Here is a 19,280-nt window from a genome sequence, read left to right on the forward strand (position 1 = left end):
GCCGCCGCACCTGTGACTGCCGGCCCGAGCGGCTGACACCTGGGTCCGGCTGTCACGCACAGGTGGCGCGGCGGCCGGAGCCGTCGCGCCCCTCACGTGCGGCCGTCCGCTGCGGGACGGCTGGTCGCCGCTCAGCCGACGGAGCAGCTGACCGTGGGCCAGGTGGTGCTGCCGTTCTTCTGGATGGTCACACCCCAGTTGTTGCCGTTGCCGTTCGGCCTGGCCACCAGCGTCTGCGCATCCGGATAACTCGCGGTGACGTTCCAGGTCGCCATCACCCTCTCCGGCGCCGGAATCCGCATCGTCACCGTCCAGTTGTCCGACCCGCTCACCGACACGTTCAGGTTGTAGCGGTCGCTCCACTGCTCACCCGCGGACAGCGTCGCCGTGCAGCCACCGGTGTTGCCACCGCCGCCGCCACCGCCACCACCGCCGCCGGAGCCTCCGTCGGGTGCGACCGCGCGGCCGGTCTGCGGCGAGATCATGCCGGCGCACAGGCCCTTGGCGGCCAGGGTCTGCGCGATGCGCGGGATGGCGGCCAGGGTGTTGGCGGGCCATTCGTGCATCAGGATGATCTGCCCGTCGGTGAGCCGGTCCACGGCCTGCACGATCGCGTCGGTGCTGGCGCCGTTCCAGTCCTGCGAGTCGACGTCCCAGATGATCTCCTTCAGCCCGTACTTGGCCTCGACCGACTGCACGGTGGCGTTGGTCTCGCCGTAGGGCGGACGGAACAGCGTGGGTGTGCCGCCGCCCGCGTTCGCGATGGCCTGCTGGGTGCGGGAGATCTCGGAGTCGATCTGCGCCTGGCTCTGCTGGGTCAGGTGCGGGTGGGTGTAGCTGTGGTTGCCGACCCACATGCCGGCGTCCACCTGGGCCTTCACCTGGGCCGGGTAGGCGGCGGCGAACTGACCCTCGTTGAACATGGTGGCCCGCAGCCCGTTCTGCTTCAGCGCGTTCAGCAGGGCGGGGGTGTGGTCGTTGGACGGGCCGTCGTCGAAGGTCAGGCCGACGTAGCCGGTGCAGGCCGCGGCGTGTGCGGTGCCGGCGTCCACGGTACAGACACCCGCGGTGGCCAGCAGCGCCGCGCCGGCCAGGCCGGCGAGCAGCGAGCGCAGCGGCCGGCGTGACGGGATGCGCATGTGCGGTGTCCTCCTTTCGTTGTCCGTACGCCGCTCAGCCGACGGAGCAGCTGACCGTGGGCCAGGTGGTGCTGCCGTTCTTCTGGATGGTCACACCCCAGTTGTTGCCGTTGCCGTTCGGCCTGGCCACCAGCGTCTGCGCATCCGGATAACTCGCGGTGACGTTCCAGGTCGCCATCACCCTCTCCGGCGCCGGAATCCGCATCGTCACCGTCCAGTTGTCCGACCCGCTCACCGACACGTTCAGGTTGTAGCGGTCGCTCCACTGCTCACCCGCGGACAGCGTCGCGGTGCAGCCACCGGTGTTGCCACCGCCGCCGCCACCGCCACCACCGCCGCCGTTGTCGCCGCCGGAGTCACCGACCGTGATGTTGGAGCTGCCGCTGCTCTGGTAGCCCTCGGTGGCGAGGATCATGTAGTTGAAGGTGCCGAGCGGCATGCCGTGCGCGGCCCAGGCGTCGAAGTGGTTGCCGGTGGTGATGGTTCCGCCGGTGCGCTTGTTCTGCCGGACGCTCCAGTACTGGTTGAAGGTCTTGGTGCCCTCGATGGAGGGGGCGTTGTAGCGGGTGGTCATGTAGATGTCGTACGTGCCGCCGTCGCTGTAGACGGTGCCCTTGTAGGTGCCGGTGGGCCGGTAGGTGCCCCAGTTGTCGACGATGTAGTACTCGACGAGCGGGTTCTGGGACCAGCCGTACAGCGCCAGGTAGGCGTTGCCGGACGGGTTGAACGTGCCCGAGTAGGTCACGGTGCGGCGGCCGCCGGTGGCCCAGCCCTTGCCCGCCACGAAGTTGCCGGTGTTGCTCCACTGGGTGCTGTAGTTGCCGCCGGCGCCGGTATTCATGGTGACGGTGCCGGGGGCGTCGGTCCAGAACGAGTAGAAGTAGCCGTTGTGGGTGCCGGTCTGGTTCGAGGTGATCGTGTCCGCCCGGGCGGTGCCCCCGAACATCATCGCGGCCAGGGCGGCCAGGGCCAGCGCCCACGCGGCTCTGACGAGCAGCCGCAGACCGCCTGCGCGGCCCTGCGGATGGACGAGCGTGTTCATGGACGTGCTTCCTCCTCGCTGCGCGTGCGTGAGGGTGACGACGTGAGTGTTGGCCTGACCCTGACAACTGTCAATGGTTTCGGTAATTATTTCGAAAGGTTCGCGTAACAAAGGAAGCCCTCTGGGGCTGGCTAGTCGCAGGTCAAGAGCTTTGCAGTACTACCAGGACTGCGACTCGCATCCACTCATCATGAAATTGCGATCAAGGCGAGGCGTCCGATCATCGAAAGTTTCGACATCGATCGAGGGTCATGGGATCCGCGACAGAACGCCGCAGCATGACGTGAAACGGACGGACGATGCCCACGCGGGGACAGCTGCAGGTGCGTCTGAGCCTTGCCGGCCACTCACGCGGGGCGGCCGACAAGGTCTGTCGGTCATGTCCTCTGGGCTCGTCCTGCCTGCTCCAGCCGCTCCTCGCCTTGCCGGTCGTCATCCCGCGGGACGGCTGATCCGTCACCACGGTCGGGACACGAAGGGGACGAGATCGTGGGCGAAGGTTGTGGTGATCCGTCCGATGCGACTGCAGCCGCGATACTTTCCGGCGCCGTGTCGGGTGCCCCGGCCACGATCCGCCCCAGCCCCGGCCGCAGAGGCGGGAAAACCGTCGCGACGCACACAAGCCCCGCGCCGACCAGCACAGATGCGGCGATTTCCCCTCCGTTGCTCGAGAGGACAACCGCCCCGGTGAACATGGCGGCAGCCACCATCAGCGATCCACACCAGTGCAGCAGCCTCTTCCACAGCGGCTTTTCCGTGGTACCGGGCGCTTCGACCGAAGGCGGCATGTCGGCCAGCAGGTGCGGTCCGACGACGAGCAGGCTGTCCCGCAGGTTTCGGGATCGGCAGCCGTACCGCAGAGCACTGCCGCACGCTCACACTCCGACCACCGCCGACGCCCGCGCCCCCGGCCTGCCATCCACCAGTTCCCGCAGCTTCGCGCGTGTCTCCGGGTCCGTGGAGTACACGACCGTACCGATCATGCCGCGGGTCAGCAGGACCTTGTAGGTGTTCCGGATGAGCCGGTCCACGTGCTCGTCCGGCGTGGACCTCTTGAAGGCGGGATCCTTGGAGGCCGCACGGTCCGTGACCCAGCGGTCCCCACGCCAGACCAGGTCCGGGCCGATGATGACGCCCGACCAGTCGTACTCGAACCCCTGGGCGGTGTAGACGCAACCGACCTGCCCGAAGCCCGCCGGGTCGGTGGCCCACAGGGCGGCCGGCGGTGCGCCGGAGATCGAGCGGTCACCACGCAGGTTCCACGGCCGGGCCCAGTCGCCGATCACGACGTCGGCAGGCAGCGGCTGCCCCGGCTTGGGCTCCGGGGACCAACGCCAGCAGTAGCCGGCGGACATCCGGGCGCCGTATCCCTGGGCCCGGCGGGCTTCGAGAAACGCCTCCATCTCCTGCGGGCTGTCGACGACCAGCACCTGCATGCGCCCGTCGGGCTCCCACTCCACCGGTCCGCCGGGCTCGAGGCCGAGGAGGCGGACCACCCAGTGCACATAGGCGTCACTGCCTCCACACCGGAACTGGCTGTCGAGAGGCACGACATGGCAGGGGATGCCCCGTCGGGTCGCCGCGGCCTTGATCGCGGCCACGGTGCCCATTTCCCCGGGGCGCACGACCTGGTGCTCATCGAGGAAGAAGACCGGAACGTAGGCGACGTCGATGAGTTCGTCGATCTGCGGCCTGCCGGTCCGCAGCTCGGCTCGGGTGTAGCGGTTCGCCGAGGTCTCCCGGATGCGGTGGGCCTCGTCGCAGATCAGGGCGCCCAGGCTGTTCTTCTCGGCCGTCATGAAGCTGTTGAAGTACTTGAACAGGTCTTGTACCTCGCGCTTCCGGGCACCGGCGACCTTGCGCATCGTCTTGGTGAACGACTGCGATCCGGTGGCGTGCAGCGCAGGAACGCCACGCCGGTACAGCTCGCCGAGCAGCTGGAGGGCGATCACGCTCTTCCCGGTACCGGGGCCGCCGGTGACGATCACCACTTCCTTGTGGTCGGCGTGCTTCGCCTTCTCCACGGCGTTGAGCACCATGCGGTAGGCGACCTGCTGCTCGTCGAGGAGCACGAACTGCTGTCGTTCCCGCACCTCTTCCGCGGCCACGGCCATCAGCTGCTTCGACGGCACCGTGGCACCGGCGAGCAGTTCGTCTGCCACGCAGGCCCCGGAATGCTTGTCGCTCAGCCTCGAGCGGAGATGAGTGAGGAAGGCGCCACGCTGCTCCCCGGTGAAGAGCAGTCCGCGGCCGTCCCGCTCGATGTCGCGCAGGCCTGCGACGCGGTGGGGCGCACGAGGCTGTCTGTGACCGGCAGCCGGAGCGGACACAAGGTGTTCTCCTGCACGGTCACGCCGGACGAGACGGAACCGAAGCGCGGAGGGCTTCCTTCTTCCTGACGGATGGCGCAGTCAGGAACCGGCTGACGATCGGCCGCATACGACGGAGCGGCCGGCTGGACGCCGGCCGCTCTTTTCGTGATGTGGCGTCAGACCTGCTCGGCCTGCTTGGCTGGTGCACCAGTACCGGCGATGACAGGAGCCGTCTGGGGTGTGGGGCGGTGGGTGAGGTCGGGCAGGACGGTGAGCAGGCCTACGACGGCCATGGCTGCGCCGAGCCACAGGGGGGCGCGCAGGCCCCACGCGTCGATCATGGCGGCGCCGAGGGAGGAGCCGAGGATGATGCCGAGGGTGATGAAGGAGGAGTGGACGGTGTTGACCAGCGGGCCGGCGTTGCCGGTGCGCTGGACGCGGGTGGTCATGGCCGGGTTCATGGTGACGCCGACCAGGCCGATGCCCATCATGCAGACGACGGCCGGGACGGGCAGGTCGGCCAGGAGGGCGAAGCCGGCCAGGAAGAGCGTGTTGAGCACCAGGCCGGCGGCGAGCACCGGGGCGGTGTGGCGGTCGGCGAAGCGGCCGACGATGTTGTTGCCGACGACGGTGGCGGCGCCGTAGGCGATCAGGAGGGCGGGGACGGTGCCGGCGGAGAAGCCGGTGATCTCGGTGAGGATGGGGTTGAAGTAGCTGAAGGCGGAGAAGGTGGCGCCGATGATCAGGGTGCTGGTGGACAGCGCCAGCCACAGTCGGGGCTTCCTGAAGACGCCGACCTCCTGGCGGAGGCCGCCGCCGCTCTCGGCGCGTTCGAGGCGGGGCACGCCGACCAGGGTGGCCAGGGCGGCGACCACGGTGATCAGGGTGATGGTCCAGAACGCGGCGCGCCAGCCGAAGTGCTCGCCGACCAGGGTGGACATCGGCAGGCCGAGCAGGGTGCCAAGCATCAGGCCGTTCATCGCGACCGCGATCGCGCGGCCGCGGACCTCGGGGCGGGTGATCTGGGCGCACATCGAGATGCCCACGCCGAAGAAGGCCTGGGAGGCGATGCCGGTGATGATCCGCGCGGCCATCATCATGGCGTAGCCGGTGGCGGTGGCGGCCAGCACGTTGCCCGCCAGGAAGATCGCGAAGAGCACCATCAGGGCCGTGCGTGGCGGGAACTTCATGACGGCCACGGTCAGGAACGGCCCGCCGGCCGCCATGGCCACCGCGAAGGCGGTGATGAGGTACCCGATCTGCGGAATGGTGGCGTTCAGGCCGTCGGCCATCTGCGGCATCAGCCCGGCGACCACGAACTCGCTGGTCACCATGGCGAAGATGCCGAGTGCCAGGACGTATACGGCACGAGGCACGGTTCGGTCTCCTTCGGAGGCGGTGCCGTACGGCGTGATACGCCTCGTACGGCGTTCCGGATTTGTTATGTATCGAGCAGTTCAAAACTTGGGTACACGGACGCGCTGCTTGTGGGCGGCGGCCGTCAGGCGGTCAGGGCGTCCATGGTGACCTCGGCGATCGACTCCAGGGCGGCCCGGTCGGCGCCTCCCTGGCTCGAGATGCGCATGCCGCCGATGGCCGCGTTGACGAAGCGGGCCAGCGCCCCGGCGTCCCGGGCGGAGGTGATGCTGCCGTCCCGCCGCCCCTGCTCGACCGCCGCGCGCAGGGCCGCCAGCCGGCGGGCCGTGTCGCGCTCGATCATCCTCGCCGCCCGTGCGTCCCGGCCGGCCAGTTCCACCGTGGTGTTCACCGTCAGGCAGCCCGGACTGCGGCCGCCCGCCCGGTGTTCCGTCTCGCCCTCCACGACCATGGCGAGCAGGGCGCGGATACGGTCGGCACCGCTGAGCCGCGTATCCTCCAGGACGGCCAACTGGGCGGTCGTCATGGCGTCGATGTAGCGGGCCAGCGCACGTGCGAACAGGTCGTGCTTGCTCTTGAACGTGTTGTAGATGCTGCTGCGCCCCAGCCCCGTGGCCTCGCACAGGTCCTGGGTGGAAGTGGCCTCGTAGCCCTTCTCCCAGAACGTGCGCATCGCCGCGTCCAGGGCCCGTTCCTCGTCGAACATCCGCGGTCGGGCCATGCCTTGAGCATAGCAAGTTTTGGATAGATCAATCCAATAGTGTGCGCGGGCTGGTCACGGGGCTCCCGCCTGGTAGCGGGGCCCCAGGACGGCGCGCGGTGACCACGGACGCCGCCCCGTAGCCGAAGTTGCCCCCGCCGCCGGTGTGCGCCCACCACACGTCGCGGTTCGGGTCGTCCCTCTCCCGGGTGGCGACCACCGTGCGTACCCTGCCGCGCGCGTCCACGACGACGACCTCCACCGCGTAGAGGTGGTCAACGACCAGGCCGTGGGCGCGGGAGAGCATCCCGTAGCCGCCGCCTGACACATGTCCACCGGCGCCGACGCTGTGGCACACACCGCCGGGGATGGTGACGCCCCAGCCCTTGCAGAGGGCCTCGTACGCGTTGGAGAGCCGGGCGCCGGCACCGACGTAGAAGGCGCGGAACTCCGGGTCGTAGCCAACAGCGGTCATCTCGGAGAAGTCCAGGATGACTTCGACCTCGGGGTTGCAGGTGAAGTCCGCGACGCAGTGACCTCCGCTGCGCACCGACACGCGTTTGCCGGCGCGGAGAGCCTCGCGCAGGGCTCTCGCGGCGTCGGCCGAGGAGCGGATCATCTTGATGTGCTCGGGGCGGGCTACGAAGCGCTTGTCCATGCCGGTGGTCAGCAACTCGTAGTGGGGGTCCGCGGCGAGGATCCTGGCGCCGACGGCGGCTTCGGCCCCCGGGGCGGCCGCGGCGGCGGGCGGTGCGGCCGCCAATGTCACGGTGCCGACCGCAGCGGCACCGCCCGCCAGAACGGACCGGCGGCCGAGACGTGCAGATGACATGGTTCCACCTCTTGACTGGAGTGAAGTGGGAGGCAGGGGGGTGAGCCGGAGTGGGACCGGGCCGAGCGGAGCGTCGTGCCGTGGCCGTGCGTTCGGTGACTTGGCCGCACACCGGGTGGCTCGCGCCCGGAGAGAAGACCGGCGCAGGGAGGGCAGCCGGGCACTGGAAGAGGTTGAATGTGTCCGGTTCCTGCACGCCAAGGTGGGCGAACGGGGTAGTCGGGGTGTCGCCGTTCCCAGAGTTCACGGGGGTATCCCGATGGGTCAGGGGCACCTCGAGGTTCAAGGTCTCAATGAAGGCGTTCATGTCGGACTTGGGCAGCGTGAAGGCGAGCAACATGGTGTCGCTCTGAAACCCTCTCTGGTAGGCGGCCCTTAGGTCGGCTGCTGCTGCCGGGATCTTCACGCGCATGGACTGAGCGACCTGCGCCGGGGTCTTTCCGGGACCCCGTGAGGAAGCCGTTCAATGTCGCGGCGGACTGAGGCTGAGCAGCGGTGTCCGGAGCGAGCGCAGGCTGCCGGTGGCCGCGGACCTGATCGCCGAGGGTTCCACGAGCCCGGCGTCGCTGTCCTGCTGCGGGGGCTGCCGGCGTCCGGTGGCCTGCCATCCGCGGCCGCAGGCACTGCGAGCGCCACCCGCACCTCGACGGCACACATCGACGCGCCGGCAAATGGCGGCCGTCGCCACCGTAGCCATCGGCGCCGGCGCCCCTCCCCGGGACATGGACCGCGTCCGTATCGCCACCAAGGAGAAGGCGACAGTGCTACGCGACGTGATCGAGGGCCTGCCGGACGGCTGGGACTCCATCGTGTTCCAGGACCACGAGCGACGCACCCGGACGGCGCGCGCCGGCCCGCCCCGCCCTTCTCCGGCAGGCCGGGATCGGCGCCCTGTCCCGGCGGGTCTCCTCGTGGAGGGCGATGCGGCCCCGACCAGGAAGCGAACGCGCGGGTGACAGCAGTGCGCGCCCCGGGGCAGGACGGCGTCCGTCGCACGACTGGGCCACCGGGCGGGCGCTCGTCCACGCGGCCCGGCACAGTGGGGTGCAGCCGCCGACGAGCACGCAGGCCGGCACGCGGCCGTCAGCGTCCTGTCCCCAGCGGGCAGCGCACCGGCCGCAGGCCGTCGGCGCAGCAGTCCGCCGGAAGGGTTTCCGCCGGGAGGGTCCATGCACGACAAGCCGCTCAGCACGATCGCCGGCCGTCTCCTGCACCGGCGGACGAGCAGTTCACGTCCCGCGCGGGACCGGACCGGGACCGAGACGCTCGGTCTGGACGAGCGGGCGATCCTGCTGTTCGCCGAGGATGCACTGCCTCCCGAGGAGGAGGCGCAGCTCGCGGAGGAGGTCGCCGCGGCTCTCCCGCTGGGCTGGTCGTTGCAGCCGAGGGCCAAGGAGATGCTGCACACACTCAGCGAGCACCTCGGCGGCGAGCCCGGACTGCTGCAGTGGCTGGACCGTCACCCCGGTGTTCCGCGCCTGACCGCACGGCTGGTGGCGCTGATGGGCAACCTGGACACGTTCGGCGAGGACCGAGGCGTTGTCGAGGCGCTGCGCTCGTCGCGGGCCGAGAAGCCGCTGCCGGGGGAGCTGGAGGGCATCCTGCCGCCGCAGATCGGCGACGAGACGCTCGGCGACATCGCCTACCACATCGACGAACTCCTCTTCGACCGGCACCGGCAGGAGGCGGCACGGGTCGCCCTGGCGGCGGCGGACTGGCTGTGCGAGGCCGCACGGCGGGCGCCCTCCCCGACGCCCGCCGTCAAGGAGGCGGCCGAGGTGATGAGCCATCTGCGCCGGGAGATCAGCGAGGCCGGCGCGCCGCCCGGTGCCTGAGGGGTGCTGCGGCGGCCCTGTGGAGGGGCGGCCTGCACCTGAGCGGGAGGGACGGCCGGTCCTTGAGCGGGCAGGACGCCCGGCAACCGCACAGGCGGCACGCTCGGCCTTCGAGCGGGCGGTGCACCGGGTGCGGCAGGTCACCGGCGGCCCCGTCTCCTTCGTCTCCTCCGTCTCCTCGGCGCGACGGCCCGACGATCAGCCCTCCCGGTGGTCCCGCAGGATCTGCAGAAGCTCGGCGGCTTTCTCCCGGTCGCCGGCGGTCAGGGCGTCCAGGCGCTCGGCGGTGCGGAGGTCGTAGGCGCGTTCCTCGTCCTGGCCGGGTACGGCGGCGTATGCCTCCTTGTGCGTGAAGCCGACGACGGCGTGGACGGCCTTGGCGATGATCCAGGTCATGACGAAGGAGAACGCGGCGACGGCGAGGACGGCCACGACCTGCCGCCAGAGCAGGGAGAGGCCGCCTCCGTAGAAGAGCCCCTTCTTGCCGCTGACCTGGGCCGTGGCGAGCAGGCCGACCATGATGAGGCCGACCAGGCCGCCGGCGCCGTGCACGCCGACGACGTCGAGGGTGTCGTCGGCCTTCAGGCGGTACTTGAGGGTGACGGCGAACGCGCACACCGCGCCCGCGACGAGGCCGGTGATCAGTGCGCCGGTGGGGTCGATCTCACCGCACGCGGGGGTGATGGCGACCATGCCGGCCACCGCGCCCGAGCCCACGCCCATCATGGTGACCCGGCGGGTGCGCGCGTACTCCACCAGCGGCCAGGTGACCATGGCGCCGGCCGCGCCGAGCTGGGTGTTGACGAAGGCGGTGGCGGCGGTGCCGGTGTCACGGACGGCCGAGCCGGCGTTGAAGGCCAGCCAGCCGAACCACAGCAGGGCCACGCCGATCATGACGAGGGGGATGTTGCTGGGCCTGGATTCCCTGCGGGCGAAGTCCGCCGGGCCCCTGACGACCAGGGCCACGGCGAGGCCCGCGACGCCGGAGTTGAGTTCCACCGGCAGTCCCCCGGCGAAGTCCAGTGCGCCCAGGTGTTTCGTGATCCAGCCGGACCGGGTGTCGAACACCCAGTGCGCGGCCGGGACGTACACGAGCAGCAGCCACAGCACCGAGAACAGCAGCCAGCCCCGCATCGTCGCCCGGTTGGCGATGGACCCGCTGATCAGCGCCACCGTGACGATGGCGAACCCCATCTGGAAGGTGCTGTACACATAGGTGGGGACGGCCTCGGTCAGGGTGGTGGGCCCGATGCCCCGCAGGAAGGCGTGGTCCAGGGTGCCGATGAGACCGACGCCGCCGGCGTCCGGGCCGAAGGCCAGGGAGTAGCCGACCATGTACCACAGGATGCTGACGAAGCACAGCGAGGCGAAGCTCATCTTGAGCATCATCAGGATGTGCTTGGTGCGGACCATGCCGCCGTAGAAGAAGGCGAGGGCGGGGGTCATCAGCAGCACCATGGCGGCCGCGGCGAGCAGCCACGCGGTGTCACCGGAGTCGTAGGCGGGCGGCATGGGGGCGGGCGCGGTGATCACGGGAACGGTCTCCTGGTCGCGTCGGGTGCACCACCGGTCGGGTGCACCACTGGCCGGGTGCGCTACTGCTTGCGCAGGTCGGGGGCGGGGTGACCGGTGAGCAGCCGCCGTACGGCGTCCCACGCGGTGCGGACGGCGTCGGCGGCGCGGGGCTGTGCGCGGGCCAGGATCCGCACCCAGGCTCCGCAGTCGTCCGGCAGCACGCTCGCGCCGTGCAGCACCTCGGGGTCCGTCACGGCCCGGTGCAGGGTGTCGGCGATCTCTGCGGCGGGACGTCGGCGGCTGACCACGAACAGCGAGGCGACGTGGTCGTGTCCGGCGAAGACGGCCGGCCCGTTCACTCCGCCGGGTGCCCGCGGCCGCAGCCGCAGGGTGTCCACGGCCAGCAGGGTGCCGTCGGACCGGCGGATCTCCAGGTCGCTGCTCAGCACGGTGTAGGCGTGGCGCTCGCCCCGGGCGGTCCGGCCCGCGGTGACGGTCTCCCCGTACACCACGGTGGCGTTCTCGTGGACGGTCAGCATCACGCTCTGGTGGAAGCGGGCCCCCGCGAACGGGATCAGCGGGTCGGGCAGGTACTCGGCGTAGGCGCCGTCGTCCGCGGTCAGGTGGATGCGCTGGGTCGCGTAGTCCTGCTCCATCCGGTAGACCTTGGTGGCCGCCTGGGTGGTGAACAGGGTCTGGGTGCCCGGGCCGCACCACAGGTCCTGGCGGTAGCGGTCGGCCTGGGCGATGCCGCCGCCGGTGGCCATCACATAGGTGCACGCCATGCCGGGCAGCCGAGGATCGACGTGGAGCGGGCGCATGATCCTCAGGGGGGACTTCTCGTAGCGGGCGACGAGTTCGGTCCGGTCACCGCGCAGGGCGTAGACGAGGTCGAGGATGCCGACCTTGGCCGGGGATCCCGGCTCGAGGGTGTCCGGCTTCGCCGCGTACGCGGACACCTCCGGCGGCAGTCGCACCGGCTCGTAGTACTCCGGCGCCAGCCGGTCGCGGAACTGCGGTGCGAGTCGGTCGTGGGAATCCGGCGCCAGCCGGTCGCGGGCCGCCCGCATCTCAGACCAGCGCCTTGCGCCGGGCCTCGAGGAAGGAGGCTACCTCGTCGACGCCCTGGCCGGTGAGGCTGTCGGTCAGCACCACGGGTCTGCCGCCGCGCACCCGGTGGGCGTCGGACTCCATCACGCCGAGGTCGGTCCGCACGTACGGGGCGATGTCGGTCTTGTTGATGACGAGGAGGTCGGAGTCGGTGATGCCCGGGCCCCGCTTGCGCGGCATCTTCTCGCCCTCGGCGGTGTCCAGGACGAACACGAACACGTCGACCAGGGCCGGGCTGAAGGTGAGGGTGAGGTTGTCTCCTCCGCTCTCGTAGAGGAGCGTGTCGATGTCCGGGTGGCGTTCGAGCATCTCGGCGCCGGCCGCCAGGTTCATCGTCGGGTCGTCGCGCACGGCGGTGTGCGGGCAGGCGCCCGTCTCCACGCCGACGACGCGGTCGCCGTCGAGGACTCCGTCGAGCGTCCGCCGGATGTGCTGGGCGTCCTCCTGGGTGTAGATGTCGTTGGTGATCACTCCGGGCCGGTGTCCCCGCGCGATGAGGAGGGGGACGAGCGCTTCGATGAGGGCGGTCTTCCCCGATCCGACGGGGCCGCCGATTCCGACGCGCAGGACGGTGTCTCGCATGGGTGCTTCCTCCTGGTGGCGATGCGGTGGCGGACCGGTGGTGATCCGGTGGTGATCCGTTGCGATCGGGCGGCGGATGACCGGTGGTGATCCGGCGGCGCACGTTCAGCTGGCGAACAGGCGGGCCTCGGCCCGCTCGTGACGGGCGGACATGACGTCCGCGGCGAAGGTGGTCGCGCCGAGGTCGTCCAGGCTCCGGGCCAGGGCGGCCCGGGTGGTCTCCTCGACGACCGGGGCCGTCCGCCGCAGCAGGACCTGGGCCCCGCGGTGGTCGGTCAACCGCAGTCTCAGCGCCGCCCCGGCGAAGCTCGCGCAGAACGCGAACAGGTCGGCGGCGACGGCCTGCCGCACCGGCACACCGGCCTCCGCGTACACGATCCCGGCGGCGACGGCCTGCGTGCCCGGTGCCCGGCGGGCCGTCACCTGGCGGTGGTAGCGCACGATTCCGGCCGTGCCGAAGATCTCGGCGGCGAGGTCCAGCAGCTGCCGCCCGGTCCGGACGGCTGCCTGCCGTATCTCGCGGCCGAGCTTGCCGGCGTGCAGCCGCCGGTCGGTCGCGGCCACCGCCGCCCAGTCCCCCGCCGTGGCGGCCCGGTGGGCCAGGGCCAGCGCGGTGGCGTCGCTCGGGCCGACGCCGTGCCGGAGGAGGTCGTGGAGCAGGTCGGGCAACGTGTCGTGGTCGACGGCCTGCTGCTGGAGGAAGCCCTCCAGGCCGTGGGACAAGGTGTAGAAGCCGCTGGGGAACGCCGAGTCGGTCAGCTGGAGGAGGACCAGGAGGTGGCCCAGGTCCGTCTCCGCCGCCCGTGCGCTCCCGGTGGCCCCGCCCGGCCCGGCCCTGTCGTCGCTGTCGTCGTGGTACATGGGGTCAGGCCAGGAAGAACAGCTGGTTGAGCGGGAGTTTCCGGGCGGGTTCGATGGTCACGACCTCGCCGTCCACCGTGACCTTGTACGTCTCCGGGTCGACCGCGATGCGCGGCACGGCGTCGTTGCGGATCATGGCGTGCTTGCCGATGGTGCGGGTGTTGCGCACCGGGAGCACCGTGCGTTCCAGGCCGAGCCTCGCGGGCACCCCGGCCGCGATGCCGGCCTGCGACATGAAGGTGACGTGCGTGGCCTGCATGGCGCGGCCGTAGTGGCCGAACGCCGGCCGGTAGTACACGGGTTGAGGGGTGGGCAGGGAGGCGTTGGGGTCGCCCATCTGGGCCCAGGAGACGATGCCGCCCTTGATGACCATCTTCGGTTTGGCGCCGAAGGAGTGCACCGGCCACAGGACGATGTCGGCGATCTTGCCCGGCTCGAGCGAGCCGACGTGGTCCGCGATGCCGCAGGTGACGGCCGGGTTGATGGTGACCTTGGCCAGGTAGCGCAGGACGCGCTGGTTGTCGTTGCGCTCGGAGTCCTCGGGCAGCGGGCCGAAGGCCTCCTTGCACACGTGCGCGATCTGGAAGGCACGGGTGACGGACTCGCCGATGCGGCCCATGGCCTGGGAGTCGGACGAGATCATGCTGATGATGCCGCGGTCGTGCAGGACCGTCTCGGCCGCGATGGTCTCCGCCCGCACCCTGCTGTCCGCGAAGGCCACGTCCTCGGGGATGTCGTGGCTGAGGTGGTGGCACACCATCACCATGTCCAGCAGCTCGTCCACGGAGTTCTTGGTGTACGGCAGCGTGGGGTTGGTGGAGGACGGCAGCACGTTGGGTTCGCCGGTGACCCGCAGGATGTCGGGGGCGTGACCGCCGCCCGCGCCCTCGCTGTGGAAGGTGTGGATGGTGCGTCCGTCGATCGCGGACAGGGTGTCCTCGAAGAAACCGCCCTCGTTGAGGGTGTCGGTGTGGATGGCGATCTGGACGTCGTGCCGGTCGGCGACGCTCAGCGCGCTGTCGATGACGGCGGGGGTGGACCCCCAGTCCTCGTGCACCTTCAGGGCGGCGGCTCCGGCCTGGAGCTGCTCGTCCAGCGCGCCGGGCAGGCTGCAGTTGCCCTTGCCCATGATGCCGAGGTTGACCGGCAGGTCCTCGGCGGCCTGCAGCATGCGGGCGATGTTGAAGGGGCCGGGGGTGCAGGTGGTGCCGTTGGTGCCGTCCGTCGGCCCGGTGCCGCCGCCGAAGAGGGTGGTGATGCCGTTGCTGAGGGCCTGTTCGCACTGCTGCGGGGTGATGAGGTGGACGTGGGCGTCGATGGCCCCGGCTGTCGCGATCAGGTGTTCGCCGGCGATGACCTCCGTGCCGGCGCCGACGACCAGGCGGGGGTCGACGGCGTCCTGGGTCTGCGGGTTGCCGGCCTTGCCGATGCCCGCGATGCGACCGTCCTTGACGCCGATGTCGCACTTGACGACGCCGAGGATCGGGTCCATGACCACGACATTGGTGATCACCAGGTCGAGGGCGCCCTGCGCGGCGGTGGCCTGCGGGTCGGAGGCCATGCCGTCACGCACGGTCTTGCCGCCGCCGTAGACGACCTCGTCGCCGTACGAACCCTCGCGGACGTCCTTCTCGACCTCGACGACGAGATTGGTGTCGGCCAGCCGGAACCGGTCGCCCACCGTGGGGCCGTACAGACCGGCGTACTGCTCGCGGGAGAGGGTCGGCATGTCAGTGGGATCCCTTCGTCGGCTTTTTCTCTGCACCCTTCGTCGGCTTCTTCTCGGCACGGCTCGTCGCCTTCTCGGCGCCGGGCGTGCCGTCGGGTTCGGCCCCTTCCCGGCCCGCTCCGCGGAACCCCCGGCGCATGGCCCGGGCGACCGCCTCGACCCGGGCGGGGTGCGACCGGACACTGCCGTTGAGGAGACCGCTGAAGCCGTGGAGGCGTCCGGTGCCCGCGTAGGTGCACAGCTCCACCTCGTGGGTGCCGCCGGGTTCGAAACGGACGGCGGTGCCGGCCGCGATGTTGAGGTGCATGCCGAGCGTGACGTCGCGGTCGAACTCGAGCGCCGGGTTCACCTCGAAGAAGTGGTAGTCCGAGCCGACCTGGACTGCCCGGTCGCCGGTGTTGCGGACGGTGACCTTGACGGTGCGCCGGCCGGCGTTGATCTCGATCGGTCCGTCGCCGTACTGGTAGCGCGGGGGAAGCGTCATCCGAAGCTCCTGTCAGGGGGAACGACGTGCCGGCCGGCGCCCCGGAGCGGGGCGGTGCCGGAGGGGTGGTCGAGGGGCGGCGTGTGCGGCGAGGCACGGTGACCGTGCTGCGGGTCCGCCGTGTGACCGGGCCCGTGGTGGTGTGCCGGAGGGGGGCGGTGGGTCTCGTGCCGTGCGTGGGGGCCGTCGCTGCCGACGGGTGCGGGCGGGTGGCCGCCCGGTGGGTGGCCGTGGGCGTGGCTGTGGGCGTGGCCGTGGGCGGCCGCGAGGGCCCGGGACAGGCCGTCGTCGCCGAGCCGGTCGTACCGTTCCCATGCCTCGTGCACGCGCGCCCGCAGCACACCGGCCACGGCGGGCGCGGACAGCAACGGCCCGCCCCGCTCGGAGCAGTCCGGGTCGGGGATCTCGGGCGTCACCCAGGCGGCCGGGAGCAGGACGACGCGGCGCTCACCGAGGGCAAGGCAGCGCCGCACGCCCTCGGCCGGGTCCGGGTCGCCGCCGATCAGGGCGACCTCGACCGTGCGGTGGTGGCCGTACTGCCGTACCAGACGGGCGATCCGGAAGAGGTCCGCGTCGGCGAACGGGCCGCCCGACGGGGCGGTGACCAGCAGGGCCGTGTCCCCGGCGACCCGGGCGGCCGCCGCGCGCAACCAGCCGACCAGGTGGTCCTGGGTGCCGAAGGGCCCGGCGAGGACCGTCCCGGCACGGTCCTCGGCGGAGAGGGCCAGCAGGGTGCGGGCGGCGTCGGCGGCCAGGTCCGGGTCCCTGCCCAGGGTCATCGGCACCACGCACACGGCCCGGCCCCGGGCCCGCGACGCGCTGACGCACATGAGCAGTTCACGACCGGAGGACACACAGTCCACCCAGGGGGCCGGCAGGCCGCGCAGGGCCCGTCCGCCGTCGCTCTCGTGTCCGCCGACCGCGACCACGTCCACGTCGCCCGGGACCACGGCTCAGCCGCCGATCGGGTCGTGGCAGGAGACGAGCTTGGTGCCGTCGTCGAAGGTCGCCTCCACCTGGAGCAGCGGCAGCATCTCCCGCACGCCCGGCATGGTGTCGTCCTCGGCGAGCACGGTGCGGCCCAGCTCCATGCACTCGGCGACCGTCTTCCCGTCCCTGGCGGCCTCGAGGATGGCCTCGGTGATGAGCGCCACGGACTCGCTGTAGTTGAGTTTCAGTCCGCGTTCACGGCGTCTGCGGGCCAGGTCGGCCACGACGTACACCAGCAGCTTGTCGATCTCTCGGGGGGCCAGGTTCATGAAGGGAACGCCTTCCTCGGTCTGGACGGGTGCGAGCCCGGCACGCGGGAGCCGGGTGAGCCTCAGGAGTCGTCGGCCCGTGCAGTGATGCGCGGCAGAAGCGGTACGGCCGCCAGCAGCGCCCAGGTCGTGATGTTGAACGGCCAGGTGAAGGTGTGGCTGCCGAACGTCGCGAACAGGACCGACAGGGAGGCGGTGAGCGCCGTGCTGGCGGCGGCCGCGAGCACGGTGAAGCCGTAGTTCCACACGGTGGGACGCAGCAGGACGACGCCGAAGGCCAGGCTCGTCAGGACGGCGTTGTAGCCGTAGATCCCCTGACCGATGAGCGCGGCGGGCGCACCGAGCGCCCACGCGGTCAGCAGTCCCACGACGCTGCCCACCACGGTGAACACGCCCACCTTCCAACCGGCCAGGAACAGACCGACCAGCATGATCAGCCCCACGTACCAGGTGCCGGCGAAGAAGATCTGGGAGACGTTGGCGAAGAAGCCCTGCCACAGGTCGGTCCAGCTGACGACGGGGCTCCGGGGGGTCTCCGGGGTGACGGCCGTGGGCGGCGTGCCGTGCCAGATGCGTTCGAAGGAGGGGGCTCCCAGGACCATCACGAGGGCGACGAGACAGAACGGCCCGGTGAACGCTCTCAGCCCGAACGGGGCGAGCAGATGGTTGAGGGTGGCGGTGACCAGCGTGCACATCAGGGCGGCGGCCACCGCCATGACGTACGTCGACGGGTGGTTGCCGAGGTAGACGACCATGGCGATGGCGCCCAGCACCCCGCAGTAGGTCATCAGGCCCTGGCCGAGGGTGTCGCGCGGGACGGCCAGCAGGCGTGCGGTGAGGGTCGACACCACCGCGCCGATGACGGCGAACAGCCCGGTCTCCCAGCTCTCCGCCCACAGCGCGGCCAGGATGACCAGCGACGTCCAGACACTGGCCTGGAAGTCCACCTGGCCCACGCCGCGCAGGGCGCCGAGGGCCGTGTCCTTCAGGGATGCCTGCGCGGGGACAGGGGGAGCCGTGGGCAGCGGCGTAGCCACAGCACTCCTTCTGGAACGGGGACGGGTGTTTCGCCCGGCACAGCGTCACCGTGATGACAGTAATGTGCCGTCATGTCCCTGTTCGGCAGTACACATCGTCATCCGCATCCCGACCACACGCCTGGCGCAAAGGGGCCCGTGGTCGCTGTCGTGGCGGCGGGCGGGGCCGTGGGCGCCCTCCTGCGTTACGGCGCCGGTCGCCTGTGGCGCAACGGCAGCGACGCCCACGCCGTCTGGCGGACGGGCGAGGCGGCCTTCCCCTGGACGCCCCTGGTGGTCAACGTCGTCGGCTGCTTCCTCATGGGCGCGCTGATCGTGGCGCTGAAGGAGCGGTTCACCCACGCCCCGCGGCTGCTGAATCCCTTTCTGGGCACCGGTGTCCTGGGTGGCTTCACCACGTTCTCGTCCTACACGGACGACACCCGCCGGCTGCTGGAGAACGGCGAGCCGGCCACCGCCGTCGGCTACCTGGTCCTGACCGTGGCCGGAGCGCTGGCCGGCGTGGCCCTCGGCACCGCTTGCGCACGCGCCGCCCTGACGCGTGGGCGGCACCCGGAATCCCGGCCGGAGGAGTCCGCCTGATGGGTGAATGGCTGCTGGTCCTCGCCGGCGGCGCGATCGGCGCCCCGGCCCGCTACCTGATCGGCGTGACGGCGGGCAGGAGACTGCCGGCCCCCTATCACTGGGGCACCTTCCTCGCCAACATGGCTGCGTCGCTGCTCCTGGGCTTCCTGGTCAAGGCCGGCACCGAGGGCGCCCTCGGCGCCGACGGGCAGGCCCTGCTCTCGGTGGGGTTCTGCGGTGCCCTGTCCACCTGGTCCACGTTCTCCCACGAACTCCTGGCCATGACCGACGCCCGCCACACCACCCGCGCCGCCGGTTACCTGCTGGCCACGGTCGCCCTCGGGCTCGCCCTGTCGTTCGCCGGCGGAGCCGTCGCCCGGGCCTGGACGGGCAGCGGGCCGGGCCTGTGACCGGCCGGTCGGGTCCTGGTCCGGCCTCGGCTCACCGGGCCACGGCGGTGGTGTCCCCGTACCGGCCGAGGGGCGCAGCGTGTGCGACGAGGAGGGTGTCGAAGGCCGGCGCTGCGGTGATGCCGCCGGCCAGGTGTCCGCTCATGCCGCCGCCGGTCCTTCCCCGTCGAGGACGAACTCGGACGACACGCACGAACTCGTCGGGCTTCTCGATCGCTGCGGCGTGGCCGCTGGCGATCTCGGCGCAGCTGCTGCCCGCGGTGTTCCGGTGCAGGTGGCGGGAGCGGTACGGGGGCACGAGGGTGTCGTGGGTGAGGGCCGCCTGCCGGCGACGCAGACCGTGGATGGATCGTCCTCTCGGTGTGCGTCTGGGTGCAGGGGTGGGTCGCACGCGGACGTCGTCCGGTCCTCCTCGGCTCCGCGCACCGACGGCCTACGACCTCGGCCTCACCGCGGGCCGCAGTGCACCAACCCGAGGAGAGCGCCTCAACG

General features: G+C 71.1%; 18 protein-coding genes and 1 pseudogene. 4 read left to right on the top strand and 15 right to left on the bottom strand.

What is annotated here, in order from left to right; genetic code table 11:
* Positions 1 to 131: 131 nt before the first annotated feature.
* The 3 genes and pseudogenes from OG899_RS05390 to OG899_RS05400 all read right to left on the bottom strand — a co-directional run.
* On the bottom strand, positions 132 to 1,139 hold the full coding sequence (locus OG899_RS05390; protein ID WP_168130842.1) for a polysaccharide deacetylase family protein: 1,008 nt from the start codon (positions 1,137 to 1,139) through the stop codon (positions 132 to 134).
* Between the two features lie 34 nt (positions 1,140 to 1,173).
* Positions 1,174 to 2,181, bottom strand: coding sequence for a glycoside hydrolase family 11 protein (locus tag OG899_RS05395; RefSeq protein WP_168130841.1), 1,008 nt, complete (start codon positions 2,179 to 2,181; stop codon positions 1,174 to 1,176).
* An 875-nt stretch (positions 2,182 to 3,056) separates the two neighbouring features.
* Positions 3,057 to 4,463: pseudogene (locus OG899_RS05400) on the bottom strand (DNA/RNA helicase domain-containing protein); the annotation flags it as partial.
* Between OG899_RS05400 and OG899_RS05405 the strand changes: the two are divergent.
* Complete coding sequence (locus tag OG899_RS05405; RefSeq protein ID WP_168130793.1) at positions 4,383 to 4,580, top strand: hypothetical protein; 198 nt, start codon at positions 4,383 to 4,385, stop codon at positions 4,578 to 4,580. The pseudogene OG899_RS05400 and the gene OG899_RS05405 sit on opposite strands and share 81 nt — an antisense overlap.
* An 89-nt stretch (positions 4,581 to 4,669) precedes the next feature.
* Here OG899_RS05405 and OG899_RS05410 read toward each other — a convergent pair whose 3' ends face one another.
* The 3 genes from OG899_RS05410 to OG899_RS05420 all read right to left on the bottom strand — a co-directional run bounded on the left by OG899_RS05410 (position 4,670) and on the right by OG899_RS05420 (position 7,402).
* Entirely contained in the window at positions 4,670 to 5,869 is a 1,200-nt protein-coding gene (locus OG899_RS05410) for an MFS transporter (RefSeq protein ID WP_168130840.1), read from the bottom strand.
* A gap of 125 nt (positions 5,870 to 5,994) precedes the next feature.
* Positions 5,995 to 6,591 (bottom strand): TetR/AcrR family transcriptional regulator, encoded by a 597-nt coding sequence (locus tag OG899_RS05415; protein WP_125499128.1) that lies wholly within the window; start codon positions 6,589 to 6,591, stop codon positions 5,995 to 5,997.
* A gap of 28 nt (positions 6,592 to 6,619) precedes the next feature.
* A complete protein-coding gene (locus tag OG899_RS05420) occupies positions 6,620 to 7,402 on the bottom strand; it encodes an FAD-binding oxidoreductase (RefSeq protein WP_168130839.1) in 783 nt (260 codons plus the stop codon).
* A gap of 1,169 nt (positions 7,403 to 8,571) precedes the next feature.
* Here OG899_RS05420 and OG899_RS05425 point away from each other — a divergent pair.
* The gene (locus OG899_RS05425; protein WP_125499126.1) at positions 8,572 to 9,237 is read left to right on the top strand and encodes a hypothetical protein; all 666 of its coding nucleotides are present in this window, start codon (positions 8,572 to 8,574) and stop codon (positions 9,235 to 9,237) included.
* A 198-nt stretch (positions 9,238 to 9,435) separates the two neighbouring features.
* Here OG899_RS05425 and OG899_RS05430 read toward each other — a convergent pair whose 3' ends face one another.
* The 9 genes from OG899_RS05430 to OG899_RS05470 form a co-directional block, all read right to left on the bottom strand.
* Positions 9,436 to 10,770 (bottom strand): ammonium transporter, encoded by a 1,335-nt coding sequence (locus OG899_RS05430; RefSeq protein WP_125499125.1) that lies wholly within the window; start codon positions 10,768 to 10,770, stop codon positions 9,436 to 9,438.
* Positions 10,771 to 10,832: 62 nt separating this feature from the next.
* Complete coding sequence (locus OG899_RS05435) at positions 10,833 to 11,822, bottom strand: urease accessory protein UreD (protein WP_168130838.1); 990 nt, start codon at positions 11,820 to 11,822, stop codon at positions 10,833 to 10,835.
* A 1-nt stretch (position 11,823) separates the two neighbouring features.
* Positions 11,824 to 12,444, bottom strand: coding sequence for an urease accessory protein UreG (gene ureG / locus OG899_RS05440; RefSeq protein WP_125499123.1), 621 nt, complete (start codon positions 12,442 to 12,444; stop codon positions 11,824 to 11,826).
* Between the two features lie 105 nt (positions 12,445 to 12,549).
* Positions 12,550 to 13,305, bottom strand: coding sequence for an urease accessory protein UreF (locus OG899_RS05445; RefSeq protein ID WP_125499122.1), 756 nt, complete (start codon positions 13,303 to 13,305; stop codon positions 12,550 to 12,552).
* Between the two features lie 4 nt (positions 13,306 to 13,309).
* The gene (gene ureC, locus OG899_RS05450) at positions 13,310 to 15,034 is read right to left on the bottom strand and encodes an urease subunit alpha (protein ID WP_125499121.1); all 1,725 of its coding nucleotides are present in this window, start codon (positions 15,032 to 15,034) and stop codon (positions 13,310 to 13,312) included.
* Between the two features lies 1 nt (position 15,035).
* A complete protein-coding gene (locus tag OG899_RS05455; RefSeq protein ID WP_125499120.1) occupies positions 15,036 to 15,518 on the bottom strand; it encodes an urease subunit beta in 483 nt (160 codons plus the stop codon).
* Positions 15,515 to 16,453, bottom strand: coding sequence for a sirohydrochlorin chelatase (locus OG899_RS05460; protein ID WP_229814454.1), 939 nt, complete (start codon positions 16,451 to 16,453; stop codon positions 15,515 to 15,517). Before OG899_RS05460 ends, OG899_RS05455 begins: the two co-directional genes overlap by 4 nt.
* A gap of 18 nt (positions 16,454 to 16,471) precedes the next feature.
* On the bottom strand, positions 16,472 to 16,777 hold the full coding sequence (locus OG899_RS05465; protein WP_125499118.1) for an urease subunit gamma: 306 nt from the start codon (positions 16,775 to 16,777) through the stop codon (positions 16,472 to 16,474).
* Positions 16,778 to 16,839: 62 nt separating this feature from the next.
* Entirely contained in the window at positions 16,840 to 17,814 is a 975-nt protein-coding gene (locus OG899_RS05470) for an urea transporter (protein WP_168130836.1), read from the bottom strand.
* 72 nt (positions 17,815 to 17,886) lie between these two features.
* On the opposite strand from OG899_RS05470, the gene OG899_RS05475 reads away from it, so the two are divergent.
* Together OG899_RS05475 and OG899_RS05480 are read left to right on the top strand one after the other, a co-directional pair.
* The gene (locus tag OG899_RS05475; protein WP_125499117.1) at positions 17,887 to 18,396 is read left to right on the top strand and encodes a CrcB family protein; all 510 of its coding nucleotides are present in this window, start codon (positions 17,887 to 17,889) and stop codon (positions 18,394 to 18,396) included.
* Positions 18,396 to 18,788, top strand: coding sequence for a CrcB family protein (locus tag OG899_RS05480; RefSeq protein ID WP_168130835.1), 393 nt, complete (start codon positions 18,396 to 18,398; stop codon positions 18,786 to 18,788). The genes OG899_RS05475 and OG899_RS05480 overlap by 1 nt, the downstream gene beginning before the upstream one ends.
* Positions 18,789 to 19,280: the final 492 nt, after the last annotated feature.

The sequence above is a fragment of the Streptomyces thermoviolaceus genome (assembly GCF_045209695.1).
GTDB lineage: Bacteria > Actinomycetota > Actinomycetes > Streptomycetales > Streptomycetaceae > Streptomyces > Streptomyces thermoviolaceus.